A 14,287-nucleotide genomic window follows, 5' to 3' on the forward strand; every position below is an offset into this window, starting at 1 on the left:
GTGGTTGACAGCGATGTCCGGGAGTGATTCTCTGAGGTTGTCCAGACGACAGAGAGGGCTTCCGGGGCGAACGTCTCGGGGGCCTTTTCTTTTGCCGGGTTGCTCCGTCTAGAGGGGTGGGGGCGGGCCGCCGTCAGGCGCGCGCGGCACCGGCCGGCGTCAGCAGGTCCGCGCTCTCGCAGGGGCCCGTCTGATCCGGGACCCGCGCAGCCTTGCGCGCCCGCGGCGCGGCACGGGCGCGACGGGTCGGGCCCCCCGCGACGGCGACGAAGGCGCGCCGCAGCTCCGCCGGGTCCGAGTGCCGCAGCACCAGACCCTCGGCCGTCATCGCGACGTTGGCTTCCGGGTACGCGTCGAGGGTGCGCTTGATCGATTCCGAGAAGGCCTGCTTGAAGCGGGAGGCGAATTCCGAGGATCCGAACTGCGCCATCAGATCGCGCCAGGTCAGCAATTCGCTCTCCCCGCGCGAGAGCAGCGGCAGCCGGTAGCAGAGGTACACGAGGATATCGATCGCCATGGCGTTGTGGGCGACCTGGCGCAGCCTGGCGGTCGGCACCGGGATCGAGTGCCGTGTGAAGCGGTCGTAGGCGTTCTGGCTGAGCATCAGCGCTTCCGGCCAGCGCATGGCGCTGTGTCCCCCGGCGGCCCAGACCTCGAGGTCGTCATCCTTGAACGCGCCCCCCTCGATCAGGCTCTCGCGCTTGAACACGTGGCCGCCCTCGTCGCCGTTCAGGACCATCGTGAAGATGGGGAAGCTCAGCCGGACGAGCTGGTCCTTGGTCGGCCCGATCGAGCCCCGCTCGCCGCCCGTGACCGGCAAACCGACGGCCTTCAACCACTCGGTGATCCGCCCCATCTCCATCCAGCGGTCGCGGGCGCTCCGGCGCGGATCGCGGGCCTCCGTGGCCAGCCACATGGAGAGGAGGCGCGCCTTGGGTCCGAACGGGACGCCCACCTCGATCTGGCGCCCGTTGGGCAGGACGAACCGGGCCGGCTCGACGGTCAGCGAGAAGCGACCGTCGCGCCGGTTCCACGGCTCCATCGTGTTCTTGGGCCGGCGCAGCGGCAGGCCGGCGATGCAGAAGCCCTTGTGGAGGAACGACACATCCATGCGGCCGTCGAGCGCGGGGCCGAGCCCGGTCGTCGGCCGGTCGGCTCCGGCCTCGGGGCGCCGCAGGCTCTGCTCCCACAGGCTCAACTGGCGGGTCTCTGCCGCGTTCATGCCGGTCTTGCTCTCCTCGTGCCGACCACAGGGCAATTTGGAGGCTATCAGTCGCGAGTCGCCGACCGGGCGCAATCATCGGGTTTCCAAATCTCAGCGCGCCGACCGGGATTCTTTACAAAACTCAGCGTCGGCGACCCACGGCCGCCCAGCGGTCGAGCCGCGACGGCGTCCCGGCACGGCTGCGACCGCCGTTGGCGCCGGTCGCGGCGGCGCGAGTGCGAAAAATCAGCGCTCGCCGACCGTCCGCTGGCAAAAGTCAGCGTGGCGCACGCCGTCGGTGACGGGTGAGGGCGCTTGGCGACCTTCCAAACCGCGGCAGGCGCGTCCACCCGCGCTGATTTTTGTAAGTCCCGCGCCGTCGGACACCGCTGGGGCCGCGCTGAGTTTTCTCAGGAGCGGACCCGGGGGCGCTGATTTTTGTAAGCGGTCGCGTCGGAAGGCCCGGCACCATCGCATTGGGTGGCCACTGATCGGCCACGCGTCTCTGGCGCGCTCGGACGCCACTGGACAGAGACGCGAGACGGGCGATCAGCCGAAGGGTGGCGACCCGGCCTGCTCGGGACCTCGCCGACGCGCTTCCAGCGGCGGACCGTAACCCGCGCGCCCGTGAGGCGGCGTGAACCGATCGGCAGGGACGACCCAGATGCGAGCCGCGCACCGCAGGATCAGGATGGTGGTGCGGCGACGCGTCGGCCAGTGGCGTCGCTGACCGGCAAGGTCCCGTGGTCCGGAGACGGTCGGGCATTCGGTCGCGGCCCGCGACGACGCGGTCGGTGACCGCCCGGCACATCGGAGCGCTACGGAGCGGGACCGGGAGGGGAGGGCGCCTTCGGGCCGCTCGCGCGACGGGCGTCGGTACCGGGCCGGCCATAGACGCCCCGTGCGCCCCTGCGCGGGCCGCGCGTCCCGTTCACCCATCGCCTGCGAAGTTCCAGAACGTGCCGCGTCGCGAGCGGCAAGTTGTCGCTCGAGGACAGGACGCGCGCATCCGAGGTGAACCGAATCTTCCTGTCGTTGTTTACGCTCGCCACCGAGGAGCGTTGACGACGTGACACCCCGATACGGTGTGTGACGCGGCGCTCCGGGCCGTCTTGCCTTCACGGAGCGCGGTCGCGCGCTGCGATCTCTGTCGACGCCCGAAGATCCGATTTGTCTGGAGGAGATCCAGGAAGGGATTCACGAAAATTGTGTCGTACGCGGCGGCCGCGGCGGCGGTCTGCATGCTCGCGGTGGTGGTGGTCCAATCGGCGGGCCTCCTCGCCGGGTGATGGGCCCCACGCGGTGATCCAAGTTCATAGTTCGTACAGGGTCAGGAGCGATCGTCTAAATCCGTCTCATCGACGATGATTCCGGTATCGGGACCGTGGAGGAACAAGCGGCTTGGCGATTCTTCCCGGCATCGTCCGAGCCGAACGCCGACTCAGACCGGGGTCGGAAGACGAGCGATGACCTTGATCTCGAAGTCGAAGCCCGCGAGCCAGGTCACGCCGACGGCAGTCCAGTTCGGATAGGGCGGTTCGCCGATCATTACGTCGCGTACCGCCATCACTGTGTCGAACTGCGTTTCAGGGTCGGTGTGGAAGGTTGTCACGTCCACCACGTCGTCGAAACTGCAGCCGGCCGCCGCGAGAACGGCGTTCAGCCTGTCGAAGGCACGGCGAACCTGCGCACCGAAATCCGGTTCAGGCGAGCCATCCTCGCGGCTGCCGACTTGGCCGGAGACGAAAAGCAGGTCGCCGGACCGGATCGCGGCCGAGTAGCGGTGCTTGTCGTAGAGGGCTTGCCGTCCGGGCGGAAAGACTGCATCGCGCTTCGACATATCGCGTGTCCTCTGCGAAGGGTGCCGACGGCTTCCATCGACCTCGCGGCACCATTCACATACGCCGCGTATGTAGGGACATCGTGACATACGCCGCGTATGTCAACACATGCGGGCCTACGTGAAGGATCGAGGCATCCTGTGGCATCGGGACGGCGCGCGCTGAAGATGGAGGAAACCCGCGCGCGGCTGATCCGCGCGGCGCGTGCAGCCTTTGCCGAGAAGGGCTACGCAGCGGCGTCGATGGATGAGCTGACGGAAGCAGCCGGCCTGACGCGTGGCGCGCTCTATCACAACTTCGGCGACAAGAAGGGCCTGCTTCAGGCCGTCATCGCGCAGCTCGACGCCGAGATGGTCGCTAAGGCGCGGGTCGCGCGCGAGAGGGCGCCAACGCCCTGGCTCGGCTTCCTCGACGAGGGCGTCGCCTACATCGAGTTGGCCCTCGAGCCGGAGATCCAGCGCATCGTGCTCCTCGACGGACCGGCAGTGCTGGGCGATCCGTCGCGGTGGCCGGGCCAGACCGCCTGCCTGCGCACTACGACCGAGACGATCCAGGCCCTCGTGGAGGCCGGGACGGTCAAGCCTGTCGATGCCGAGGCCGCGGCGCGCCTGATCAACGGCGCGGCGCTCAACGCCGCGCTCTGGGTCGCCGCGTCCGACGATCCGCCGGCCGTCCTCGCCAGGGTCACCGAGGCCTTCCGGTGCTTGGCGAACGGCCTCCTGAAGTAGGCCGTCCCGCCGGTCTGGACGCGTCATCCTCGGGCGCGCGACGCGTTCGTCGGGGGACACCTTGCAGGGTGGCCCGCGCGCGAACAGCGAGAGAGGAGACGACAACGACGTCTGCTCCGGACCTATGTCGCTCGAAAGCCGACCAGCCGGAAGCCATCCGTCTGAGACGTTCAGGCGGGCGTCGCGCGATGACGGAAACTGGCCGAAAGCTGCAAGTCCGCTTCGAAGACGACTCTCCAAAAAAAGGTAGTCGCAGGAGGCCTATCGACGCGGACTGCGCAATATCAACATGTCGGAAGCGAAGATCGGTTTCGGTCCTTCCAGCGGGGCGGCGATTTAAGCCCACGTTCCCGGAAACGTCCGCGGATCCCTCAGGGCGCATAGCAGATGGTGTCTAAGCGGCTCTCTTCGATGAGTCGCATTGCTGCTGAAACGGGATTGGGGTCGGATCGCATGCGTGCCGAGAGCGTCGCCGCATGCGCGACCGCATCAGCTTTCGAGATCAGGCGCAGTCCGCGTTCCAAGCTGTCACAAGTCACTTTTCTGAAGGGCATGTGGCAGCCAACACCCAGCTGGGCCAGTCGCGCGCCCCAGAACGGCTGATCGGCGAAGACCGATGCGACCACGGACGGCAGCCCCGCCCTGACGACGGCATGGGTTGTTCCAGCGCCGCCGTGGTGAACGGCGGCTGAGCAACGGGGCAGCAGCCAATCATGGTCGATCGCGCCGACGAGGCGGATCTCCGATGATGGGTCCTGCAGCGACGCCAAGGTCGACCAGCCGGCGCCCACGACCATGCGGCAATTGCAGCGGCGCGCGACCTGGCCGAGAAGGTTCAGCATCCGGTCAGGCTCTCGCACCGGCATGCTGCCGAGACCAACGTAGACCGGTGGTGGACCGGCCTCAAGCCAAGCGGCGAGTTGCGGCGCAGGGGCAGCCTCCCCGAGGCTCCGCCGCGCAGCCTTCGGGACCTGAAAGGACCCGACAATGCGTTGCGTCGGGCCCCAGTCGGATGGCCGAGGGACGAGGTGTGACGAGAATGCCTGCACGGAGCACAACCCCGTCGTGGCGAGGCGCTGCTGGGTTGGCCGACGGGTAGAGGCAAGCCCCATGCGGCTGCGCAGAAGCGCAACGCTGTCGCGATGGGCCGCCCACCACAGGCGTTCAACCACAGCATATGTCAGGCGATGGAGCAGGCGCGAGCGGAGATCTCGCGTGGTGACGAGGCTATGGGCGAAGTCGCCGGTGGGCATCAAAGGAGCAAGATGCAGTGCGATCAGGGGGATACCCTGCGCTTCGGCCATGACCGCCGAGTGATCCTCTGTAAGTACGCCAGCCACGATAACATCTGCTCCGTCGCAGATGCGCATCTGGTCCGCCAGAAGCAGATCCTGATGCGCGTGCATCAGGGCCTGCATGCGTTTCATGATAGCCCGGACGTTACCGGACGCGAACATGGCTTGGCCCTCGGGCGAGTCCATGTAGGCCTGGGTGTCGAAGCCGATACGCTCGATACGGACGCCGCATTGGGCAGCCCACTCTAGGACGTTGGGAGGGACCGCGAGGGTCACATCGTGGCCGCGAGCCTGCAGCGCCATCGCGAGGACTAGAAAGGGTTGGACGTCTCCGCGTGTCCCGAAGCTCGTAAGGGCGATCCGCACCGTGTCATCTCGCTGCGTGCTGCGCTGCGAACACTCTGCAAGCACGTCCGTCATCGCGCGCGCGCTCGCGCTCGCGAATGAGGGATCGTAGCGCATTGTGACGCGACAGCCTGCTCGACTGCTCGTTCCTGGTCATCACCGTTCGCTCCTGTGTGGTGATGATATGATCTGTCCGTCAGCGGTTCCACCATATCGATAGGCTGATCACCGCAGGAAGGCGGCCAGCGGCCCGACGTCACGGATGTAGTTGTGCTGCGTCGCCCGGGAGAACCGGCGCAGGGTCATGTCGTCGATCAGGCGATGACGCAGCGAGCCGCCGGCAGCGGCGGGAACTGCGACGATGGTCATGGGATGGCCCCGCTCGAAACAAGGGAGCCGGGATCGTCCGCCCGGGCTGGGCGGCGCTCAATTGGCGCAGGACGCTGGGGTCAATCCGCCATCCTCGAAGCTGCCACCCAACCCGCGCGAGCGGGTTCGTTCATCCACCCATTCAGGTCATTCCGAAGCAAATTCCGGTGGGCCGGATTGGGCCGAAACCCGCCGATCTGTTTATATGCCCGCATATTGCAAGAGCAGACGTAAGGCGCCAGCGAGTGCCAACCCATCATCTTGGGGGCATGCAAGCCAGGGCGAACAGAATTGGAGCTAAACGGGTCCTAAACTTAGATCATGCGGAGCTTTGGTCAGTGCGCGCATACGAACGTAGTGCGAAGCGGTTGAGCGCATGTAGGCGGAGGTCAAAGCCCGGCCTTCTACCCGAGGCGAGGTCGGCGAGAACTTCACCCACGACGCTGCAGAACTTGTAACCGTGGCCTGAGCAGGGTGAGGCGACGACGACCTGCGGCAGGTCCGGCAGCGTATCGATCACGAAGTGCTCGTCCGGCGTATTCGTGAAGAAGCAGGCCCGCATTGCCATGGTCGGGCCGTTTGCTTGGGGGAAGTAGCGGCTGACGCAGGGGCGTAGCACCGCCTCGTCCTCGGCTTCGCACTCTCGCGACAACGTATCGGCACCGCCCGTCTCGCCGAGATGGTGCCAACGGCCGATCTTGAAGCCCGGCACGTGCCAGACTGGGAAGCCGTAGAACTTGCCCTCGTCGACCTCCATATTGAACACCGGGAAGCGGTCCGGAGCGAACAGGGCCGGCTCCCGTGGCTGGAACCAGCCGAGCACCTGCCGCTCGGGCACAGCGACGGTTTTGAGCTGCGGCACGAATTCGCCCATCCACGAGCCGGCCGACAGGATCAGGTGCCCCGCCTCGTAGGTGCCCCGCTCCGTCCGGACGCGTACACCTGAGGCCGTCGGCTCCCAGCTCAGCGCCGGCTCCCGCGCCCGGATCTCGGCGCCGGCCGCCTGCGCCTGCATGACGTGCGCGACGATCGCGCGCTCGGCCGAGACGAAGCCGCCATCCGGCTGAAGGACGGCCCGATGCGTGTCGGGCAGGTTGTAGCCGGGCGCCACACGCCGCAGTTCGGCGCCATCGAGCAGACGGTGCGGGAGGTCGTGCGTCCGGCAAGCCGCGACCGAGCCCTCGACCATAGCACTGCCCTCAGGTCCTGCATCGATCGAGCCGGTGATGAAGAGCAGCTGCTCGCCGAACCGTCCCTCCAGTTCCCGCCAGTTCTCATAGGCGCGCCGCAGCAGTGGCACGTAGGAGGGATCCTCGAAGTAGGCGAGGCGGATGATCCTGTTGAAGCCGTGTGAGGAGCCCATGGCGTGCGGGATGTCGAAGCGTTCGAGCCCCAGCACCCGGACCCCACGGCGGGCGAGGTGCCAGCAGGCGGCCGAGCCCATGCCGCCGACGCCGAGGACGATGACGTCGTAGGTGTTCGCTGACATCGCGAGATCTCCGGAGTTGCCCGAGAAGTGCTCAGGCCCAGACGTCGCCGAGCAGGGCGAGCCAGTTGCCGCCCATGACGCGTTCGATGCGGGAGGCCGGCCAGCCGCGCCGCTCCATCGCTGCGGTGAGGTTCGGAAAGTCGCCGATGACGCGAATGCCTTCGGGGTTCAAAACCTCACCGAAATCCGTGAGCTTGCGGCCGTCACCCTTGTCGTGGGTGATGTAGTCGAAGAATGCCTGTCCGTAGCCCTGCGTGAAGTCGGTGCCGATGCCGGCGTTCTCTTCGCCGACCAGATCGATCACGTACGCGATGGCGTCGAGATAGTCCTCGATCGTCGCGGCTGCGCCCCGGGCGAGGAACGGCGGGAACATGGTCACGCCCACGAAGCCGCCCCGCTCAGCGATGAAGCGTAGCTGCGCGTCCGTCTTGTTGCGCGGATGATCCTTCAAGGCGGCGGGCAGGCAATGGGAGTAGGCGACACGTCGCTGCGAGGCGCGGATCGCGTCCTCGCTGGTCTTGGGTCCGACATGCGAGAGGTCGCACAGGATGCCGAGGCGGTTCATCTCGGCCAGCACGTCGCGGCCGAAATCGGACAACCCGCCGTCGCGGGACTCGTAGCAGCCCGAGCCGACGAGGTTCTGGGTGTTGTAGGTCAGCTGGACGATCCGTAGGCCGAGCGCGTGGAACAGCTCCAGGTACTCGATGCGGTCCTCGATCGCGCTGGCGTTCTGCCAGCCGTGGATGATGCCGGTGCGGCGCTCCGCCTTCGCGCGGTGGATGTCGGCAACACCGTGGACCGGGGCGATCAGGTCGGCGTGCTCGCGGAACCAGCGCCGCCAGCGGGCCATCGTCCGCATGGTCGTGACGAAATCCTCCCAGACGGAGCAGGTGCAGTTGGCCGCCGTGATGCCGCCGCGTCGCATGTCGGCGAAGACCTCGGGCCCGAAGTCGGAGACGATCAGCCCGTCGATCACGATTAGGTCGTCGTGCCGGATGGTCATGGTGCGCCCTTTCAGAGTTCGACAGGAACGAAGTGGCAGGCGTCTGGCGGGACGGCGACGTGAACGCGCGCGCCGGGATCGAGCATGGCCGGGCCGCCGGTTGCAGGGGTCGCCCGGCGCGCCGTCAGGCACAGACCGGACGGGGTCCGCAGCCTGTACTCGACGGAAAGGCCCCGGTAGGTCGCCGCCTCGATCTCGGCATCCAGCGTGTCGGGCGCGGTGTCCGCGCCGGAGGGCGTGATGCGGACGCGCTCGGGCCGGATCGCCAGGACCGTCGCCCCGCGGCCGGCGCCTGCGACCGGGACGCGGATCGCGTTGCCGTCGGCGAGCCGGAACGTGTCCGGTCCCTCCACCGTCCCCGGCAGGAGGTTCGTCACGCCCATGAATTCCGCCACGAAACGCGAGCGTGGCGCACCGAACACCGCCTCCGGGCTGCCGTCCTGCTCGATCCGCCCGGCGCGCATCACGACAATACGGTCGGCGATCGAGAGCGCCTCGTCCTGATCGTGCGTGACGAAAATCGTGGTGATGCCCATCGCCTTCTGGATCTGGCGGATCTCGAGCTTCATCTCCCCGCGCAGCTGCGCGTCGAGGTTGGAGAGCGGCTCGTCGAGGAGCAGCACCGAGGGCTCGATCACCAGGGCGCGGGCGAGCGAGACCCGCTGCTGCTGGCCGCCAGACAGCTGCTTGGGCAGCCGATCCTCCATCGCCGACAGGCGCACCCGGTCGAGCGCCCGGGCCACGCGCGACGCGATCTCGGCCCGGGGAAGGCGACGCATCTCCAGGCCGAAGGCGACGTTCTGGGCGATGCTCATGTGCGGGAACAGGGCGTAGCTCTGGAAGCCGAAGCCGATGTTGCGCTTGGCCGGCGGCAGACGGGTCACGTCGCGGCCGCCGATCAGGATGCTGCCGGCATCCGCCTCGACGAACCCGCCGATCATCCGCAGCGTCGTGGTCTTGCCGCAGCCCGAGGGGCCGAGCAGGGCGACGAGCTGGCCCTCGGGCACATCGAGGGTGATGTCGTCCACGGCCGTGAAGCTGCCGTAGCGCTTGATCAGGGAGCGAAGGGCGACCGTCGTCGACATGGTCCGATCTCCGGGCTGGCAGGTGGCAGTCTCAGACGGCCGTCTCAGAAGGCTTGGGCGAGACGCGCGTAGCGGTCGCTGACGAGGAGCGCCGTCCCGACAATCAGGATCTGGACGGCGGCGACGGCCGCGACCGTCCCGTCGAGGTTCCATTCGAGGTAGTTGACCAGGGCGATCTGCAGCGTCGTGCGGCCCGGCCCGACGAGGAAGATCGACTTCTCCAGATCGATGAACGAGATCACGAAGGAGAACAGGGCCGCCGCGACGATCGCGGGCCGGATCGCCGGAAGGGTCACGCGCCGCAGCACGGTAAGCGGGTCGGCTCCAAGGCTCGCCGCGGCCTCCTCGATCGCCCGATCGGCCGACGCGAGGGACGCGCTGACCAGACGGATGGTCCAGGGCAGCGCGATCAGCGTGTGCGCCGCGAGCAGGCCGCCGAGCGTGCCGGCCACCTGGATGTCGAGCAGCGCCTCGACCTCGATGAAGGCGATGAACAGGGCGGCGCCGCCGACGATGCCGGGCACGACCATCGGTGCGAGCAGCAGGGCCTGCACGGCGTCGCGGCCGGGGAAGCGGCCGCGCACCAGGCCGAGGCTCGCCGGCACGCCGAGGGCGAGGCTCGCCGCCGTGGCGAACAGCGCCGTCTCCACACTGGTGACGAAGCCGTCTCGAAAGACGTCCGTTTCGAGGGCGCGCGCGTACCAGTCGAGGGTGTAGCCGCTCGCCGGGAAGGCGAGGATGCGGTTGGCGAAGAACGACACCCAGACGATGACCACCAGCGGCAGCACGATGAAGGCGAGGACCGCGCCCGAGATGGCGCCGTAGGTCCGGCGGATGCCTGCGCGCGACATGGCCCTACTCCGACCAGCGCCGGTAGCGGCGCTGTACGAGGACGTTGGCGGTGGTGGTCAGCAAGAGGGTGACCGACATCAGCACGAAGGCGAGGGCCGCACCGAACGGCCAGTTCATGGCCTTGGCCACCTGCTGGTAGACCTCGGGCGCCATCATGTGGAATTGCGGTCCGCCGATCAGCACCGGCGTGGCGTAGGCGTTCATCGACAGGATGAAGCACAGCATCGTGCCGGCGAGCAGCCCGGGCAGCGCGAGGGGCAGCACGACCCGCCGCAGGATCGTGAGGTGCCCGGCGCCCAGACTCTCGGCCGCCTCCTCGAGGACCGGATCGATCCGCTCAAGCACGCTTTGCAGCGTCACGATCATGAAGGGCAGCGTCACCGAGACGAGGCCGATCACCACGGCGCTGGGGGTGTACATCAACCGGGGCGGCGTGAGTCCCACCCCGGAGAGCAGGGCGGCGAGAAGGCCCTTGTCGCCGAGAATGACCATCCAGGCGGCGGTGCGGACCGCGTTGCCCATGAGGAGCGGCAGGATGATGAGGATCAGCAGCTTCGACTTCCAGCGTGGCCCGACCTGCCGCACCAGGGCATAGGCGACCGGGAAGCCGAGCACGAGGCAGATCAGCGTCGAGAGGGCCGCCACCCAGAGGGTCGTGAGCAGGACGTCCCGATAGAAGCTGTCGTGCAGGAACTTGGCGTAGTTGGCGAGGGTGAGCCCCTCGACCATCAGCTCACCGGGGACGAACCGGTTGAAGCTGTAGCGGAGCATCAGGGCGAGCGGCCCGAGAAGCGCCAGGACGACCAGTAGCGTGCCCGGCAGGACGCCGCCGACCCCCGGGGGGATGCGCGGCCGGGCCCGCGCGGCGCGATCGGGCGCCAGGACCTCCGAGCGTGCGAGGGTGGCCATCGGATCAGCGCGCCATCGTCTTGTTCCACCACTCGAGCCACTCGGCGGTGTTCTTCGAGACGTAGGCATAATCCGGGAAGTTGAGGTGCTCGCGCTCCTCGGGGGAGAAGTCGATCCGGGCGCGCAGCTCGGGGCTCAGCTCGGCCGCGCCGTTGGCCGGCGCGTAGAAGCTCGCCGCGGCGAGTTCGGCCATCGCCTTCCGGTCGAGCATCGCGTTCAGGTAGACGTAGGCTCCGTCCGGGTTCGGCGCGCGCTTCGGCATCCCGGCGCCGAAGGTGATCGCGATCGCGCCCTCCTTCGGATACTGGATGGCCAGCGGCGAGCCCTCGCCGATCCATTGCAGGCCGCGGGCCTTGTAGTTCAGGGCGATGTCGACCTCGCCGGTGGCCAGCGCCGCGCCGAGCTGCTGATGCGCGGCGTAGAGCCGGGGCTGGACCAATTCCTTCAGTGCGACGAGCCGCTCGCGGCCGGTCTCGACGCTCGTCATGTTGCCGCCCTGGATCAGGCCGGACATCATCATGTAATTGAAGTAGAGCTGATTGGTCAGGCCGAGGCGGCCGGCCCACCTCTTGTCCCAGAGCTCCGCGTAAGATTTCGGCGGATCCTTGATCTTGTCCTTGTTATAGATAATCACCACGCCACTGTAGAGCCACGGCACGAAATAATCCTTGCGCAGGGCCGGCACCACGTCGCCGTAGTTCGGGATGCGCGACCGGTCGAGGTCGGCCAGTACGTCCTGCTTCATCATCTCGAACCCGTCCGAGTCGTTCAGATGAATCACGTCGATGCTGCCCCGGCGCAGGCGGCGCTCGGCGAGGAGCTTGGCCTTGCGCTCCGGTTCCATGCCGAGATCGCGCACGACGGTCAGTCCCTGCGCCTCCACCAGGGGCGTCTCGACGAAGCGTACCGTGCGCTGGTTCCAGTCGCCGCCCCAGTTGGAGACGACGACCGTTCCGGCCGCCGCGCGCGCCTCGCGTCCCGCCCCCGCCGTGAGGACGGCCGCCGCGCCGCCGAGGAGCGCCTGCCGGCGCGTCGGCGAGAATCGATCGAGAGACAAGTCAGCACGCATCGGCTCACACTCCTGCATGGGCGGCGGGTCGAGGATCGGATCGCGTCAGGCGATGGCCCAGGTCGTCAGGCGGCGTTGCGCAGGCCGACCTCGTCGAGGTAGGCGACACAGCGCTCCAGCGGCTCGACGTCGGCGAACTTCGCGTCGATGTCGAAGAGGTTCCAGGCGACGGCACCCGGCACGCGGTCGCCGATGCACTCGCGCACCGCGATGGTCCGGAAGCCCTCGGCGAGACCGTCGCAGAGCGTGGTGCGCACGCAGGCCGAGGCGGTCACGCCCGTGACCAGGATCGTGTCGACGTTATTGGCGCGCAGGAACCCGGCAAGGTAGGTCCCGTGAAAGGCGCTCGCCCGCTTCTTCACCAGGACCTGCTCGCCCGGCACCGGCTCGATGCGGCTGTCGATCGCCCAGAGCTCGGGCTTGTTCTGATCCACGACCTCAACCGGGATCTTGCGGTGCCACAGGCCCATGTCGGTCTTGGGGCTGTCGACGTCGGTAACCTGATAGCAGGTGGTGACGTGCACGACCGGGTGGTTGTTGCGCCGGCAGGCGGCCAGGAGCGCCTGGACGCCGGGGATGATCTGGTCGTCGATGTTCTCGCAGGTGAAGGGATTCCCCGGCCGCGTCCAGGCATTGGCGAGATCGACGTTGATCAGGGCGGGGCGCCGGCCGAACCCGACGCGGCGCTGGAAACCGCGCTCCTTGTACAACGCGCTCGCCTCCGCGAACGCCGCTTCGAGAGCGCTGTCGAGTTCGGTGTTGAAGGCCATCTGTCGCGTCCCTTGCATCGTTCGTTCCAGCCCGCCGCAGCGGGATCGAGGCGAGGATGTTGCAGACGGCCCGCGGTGTGAAATGATGAATTTGGCGTGATTGATACGAGATTCGGCATCAATGCGGTTTGACCTCAGGCACGTCTCGAGCTGCCTCGTCCTCGCCCAGGAGCTTCACTTCGGCCGGGCCGCACAGCGCCTCGCGACGACGCAGCCGGGTCTCAGCCGGCTCGTCTCAGACCTCGAGGCGGAGGTCGGCGTGAAGCTGTTCCGCCGTACGACCCGAACGGTCGAGGTGACGGAGGCCGGGCGTGCCTTCCTGGCCGAGTGCCGGATCGGGATCGACCATCTGGAGCGGGCTGTGACGCTGGCGCGGCGCACGGCAACCGGCATGGCCGGCGTCCTGCGAGTCGGCTACATGGATTTCGCGATCAACGGTCGGCTGCCGGAGCTGGTCCGCGCGTTCAGCGAAGTGCGACCGGCGATCCGGCTGGAGCTGTCGCACGTGCCCTCGCAATCCCAGCGCGAGGCCCTGCTCAACGACCGCATCGACGTCGGCTTCACGCTCAGCGCGGTCGAGAACGAGCACTTCGAGAGCCTGCTGTTCGATCGCGACTCCTATGTGGCCCTGCTGCCGGTGACCCATCCACTCTCGAACGCGCGCAGCCTGACCCTCAAGGATCTCGCCGGCGAGCCGTTCGTGCTGGGGTCTGGCGGGAGCTGGAGCGCCTATCGCGAGGCCTTCTTCGCGATCTGCCATCGGCGCGGCTTTCACCCGACCATCAGCCAGGAGGCCTCGTCGAGCGAGGGTATCTTCGGCCTCGTCGCGGCGGGAACTGGCGTGAGCACCTATGCGAGCTGTGTGCGCAACGTGCAGCGGCGCGGGATCGTGATCCGCTCCCTCGACGATGTCCCCGATACCATCGCAACCTACGCCACTTGGATGAAGCCGGCCCGATCCACCAGCCTCGAAGCCTTCACCACCTTCCTGGCGACTGTATGGGGCGCTGCGCCAGCAAGTACCAACACGCGATCGAAGCTTTGAGAACGCGAACGGAAGCGGGCTGCCTCTGCTCTCCTGCGGCACAAGGCGGCTCCGGCTGCCAGCTAGGGGCCACCTTCGGAGAACAAGAAGCTATCTCGGGCCGCAATCTCGAAGGCCCCGTAGTGTTTCCAATTCCGACCTAAAGATCCGGCTCCCGTGACGTCCGCTTCGGAGATGTCTTCGATGTGCACCGAATGTCCGGGTTGGGCGCCGAGGCACATGTCCGGTCTTGCGCGCTCCGGCGATCCGGCGTGACGTAGTATGGCCGAAAGCTGCCAGTCCG

The 14,287-nt window shown here is 67.7% G+C and carries 13 protein-coding genes; 2 read left to right on the top strand and 11 right to left on the bottom strand.

Annotation, left to right across the window (positions count from 1 at the left end):
• Positions 1–133: 133 nt before the first annotated feature.
• Together BLW78_RS22120 and BLW78_RS22125 are read right to left on the bottom strand one after the other, a co-directional pair.
• Complete coding sequence (locus BLW78_RS22120) at positions 134–1,222, bottom strand: replication protein RepA (RefSeq protein WP_091682108.1); 1,089 nt, start codon at positions 1,220–1,222, stop codon at positions 134–136.
• A 1,423-nt stretch (positions 1,223–2,645) separates the two neighbouring features.
• A complete protein-coding gene (locus BLW78_RS22125; RefSeq protein WP_091682109.1) occupies positions 2,646–3,044 on the bottom strand; it encodes a RidA family protein in 399 nt (132 codons plus the stop codon).
• 168 nt (positions 3,045–3,212) lie between these two features.
• Between BLW78_RS22125 and BLW78_RS22130 the strand changes: the two genes are divergently transcribed.
• Positions 3,213–3,773 (top strand): TetR/AcrR family transcriptional regulator, encoded by a 561-nt coding sequence (locus BLW78_RS22130; RefSeq protein WP_210186895.1) that lies wholly within the window; start codon positions 3,213–3,215, stop codon positions 3,771–3,773.
• A gap of 371 nt (positions 3,774–4,144) precedes the next feature.
• Here the strand turns inward: BLW78_RS22130 and BLW78_RS22135 are convergent, their stop codons facing one another.
• From BLW78_RS22135 to BLW78_RS22175, 9 genes are all read right to left on the bottom strand, one after another.
• Positions 4,145–5,530 carry a glycosyltransferase gene (locus tag BLW78_RS22135; RefSeq protein ID WP_091682111.1) on the bottom strand — a complete coding sequence of 462 codons (1,386 nt, stop codon included), beginning with the start codon at positions 5,528–5,530 and terminating at the stop codon, positions 4,145–4,147.
• A 108-nt stretch (positions 5,531–5,638) separates the two neighbouring features.
• Entirely contained in the window at positions 5,639–5,782 is a 144-nt protein-coding gene (locus BLW78_RS22140; protein WP_244527021.1) for a hypothetical protein, read from the bottom strand.
• A 319-nt stretch (positions 5,783–6,101) separates the two neighbouring features.
• Positions 6,102–7,271, bottom strand: a complete 1,170-nt coding sequence (gene solA / locus BLW78_RS22145) for an N-methyl-L-tryptophan oxidase (RefSeq protein WP_091682114.1) — start codon at positions 7,269–7,271, stop codon at positions 6,102–6,104.
• Between the two features lie 31 nt (positions 7,272–7,302).
• Entirely contained in the window at positions 7,303–8,274 is a 972-nt protein-coding gene (locus BLW78_RS22150) for a dipeptidase (protein WP_091682115.1), read from the bottom strand.
• A gap of 11 nt (positions 8,275–8,285) precedes the next feature.
• Positions 8,286–9,359, bottom strand: coding sequence for an ABC transporter ATP-binding protein (locus BLW78_RS22155; protein ID WP_091682117.1), 1,074 nt, complete (start codon positions 9,357–9,359; stop codon positions 8,286–8,288).
• Between the two features lie 44 nt (positions 9,360–9,403).
• Positions 9,404–10,210: an ABC transporter permease gene (locus BLW78_RS22160; protein WP_091682118.1), complete on the bottom strand. Its 807-nt coding sequence runs from the start codon at positions 10,208–10,210 to the stop codon at positions 9,404–9,406.
• 4 nt (positions 10,211–10,214) lie between these two features.
• The gene (locus BLW78_RS22165) at positions 10,215–11,120 is read right to left on the bottom strand and encodes an ABC transporter permease (protein WP_091682120.1); all 906 of its coding nucleotides are present in this window, start codon (positions 11,118–11,120) and stop codon (positions 10,215–10,217) included.
• 4 nt (positions 11,121–11,124) lie between these two features.
• Complete coding sequence (locus BLW78_RS22170) at positions 11,125–12,189, bottom strand: ABC transporter substrate-binding protein (RefSeq protein WP_091682121.1); 1,065 nt, start codon at positions 12,187–12,189, stop codon at positions 11,125–11,127.
• A gap of 65 nt (positions 12,190–12,254) precedes the next feature.
• Entirely contained in the window at positions 12,255–12,959 is a 705-nt protein-coding gene (locus BLW78_RS22175; RefSeq protein ID WP_091682123.1) for an isochorismatase family protein, read from the bottom strand.
• Between the two features lie 121 nt (positions 12,960–13,080).
• On the opposite strand from BLW78_RS22175, the gene BLW78_RS22180 reads away from it, so the two are divergent.
• Positions 13,081–14,004, top strand: coding sequence for a LysR family transcriptional regulator (locus BLW78_RS22180; protein WP_091682127.1), 924 nt, complete (start codon positions 13,081–13,083; stop codon positions 14,002–14,004).
• Positions 14,005–14,287: the final 283 nt, after the last annotated feature.

This window comes from Methylobacterium sp. 275MFSha3.1 (assembly GCF_900108435.1).
Taxonomy (GTDB): domain Bacteria; phylum Pseudomonadota; class Alphaproteobacteria; order Rhizobiales; family Beijerinckiaceae; genus Methylobacterium.

What these genes read in the sequence shown, in the direction of transcription:
- BLW78_RS22120 (WP_091682108.1), bottom strand. Translation starts at nt 1,222, where the DNA reads ATGAACGCGGCAGAGACCCGCCAGTTGAGCCTGTGGGAGCAGAGCCTG.
- BLW78_RS22125 (WP_091682109.1), bottom strand. Translation starts at nt 3,044, where the DNA reads ATGTCGAAGCGCGATGCAGTCTTTCCGCCCGGACGGCAAGCCCTCTAC.
- BLW78_RS22130 (WP_210186895.1), top strand. Translation starts at nt 3,213, where the DNA reads ATGGAGGAAACCCGCGCGCGGCTGATCCGCGCGGCGCGTGCAGCCTTT.
- BLW78_RS22135 (WP_091682111.1), bottom strand. Translation starts at nt 5,530, where the DNA reads ATGCGCTACGATCCCTCATTCGCGAGCGCGAGCGCGCGCGCGATGACG.
- BLW78_RS22140 (WP_244527021.1), bottom strand. Translation starts at nt 5,782, where the DNA reads ATGACCATCGTCGCAGTTCCCGCCGCTGCCGGCGGCTCGCTGCGTCAT.
- solA (WP_091682114.1), bottom strand. Translation starts at nt 7,271, where the DNA reads ATGTCAGCGAACACCTACGACGTCATCGTCCTCGGCGTCGGCGGCATG.
- BLW78_RS22150 (WP_091682115.1), bottom strand. Translation starts at nt 8,274, where the DNA reads ATGACCATCCGGCACGACGACCTAATCGTGATCGACGGGCTGATCGTC.
- BLW78_RS22155 (WP_091682117.1), bottom strand. Translation starts at nt 9,359, where the DNA reads ATGTCGACGACGGTCGCCCTTCGCTCCCTGATCAAGCGCTACGGCAGC.
- BLW78_RS22160 (WP_091682118.1), bottom strand. Translation starts at nt 10,210, where the DNA reads ATGTCGCGCGCAGGCATCCGCCGGACCTACGGCGCCATCTCGGGCGCG.
- BLW78_RS22165 (WP_091682120.1), bottom strand. Translation starts at nt 11,120, where the DNA reads ATGGCCACCCTCGCACGCTCGGAGGTCCTGGCGCCCGATCGCGCCGCG.
- BLW78_RS22170 (WP_091682121.1), bottom strand. Translation starts at nt 12,189, where the DNA reads ATGCGTGCTGACTTGTCTCTCGATCGATTCTCGCCGACGCGCCGGCAG.
- BLW78_RS22175 (WP_091682123.1), bottom strand. Translation starts at nt 12,959, where the DNA reads ATGGCCTTCAACACCGAACTCGACAGCGCTCTCGAAGCGGCGTTCGCG.
- BLW78_RS22180 (WP_091682127.1), top strand. Translation starts at nt 13,081, where the DNA reads ATGCGGTTTGACCTCAGGCACGTCTCGAGCTGCCTCGTCCTCGCCCAG.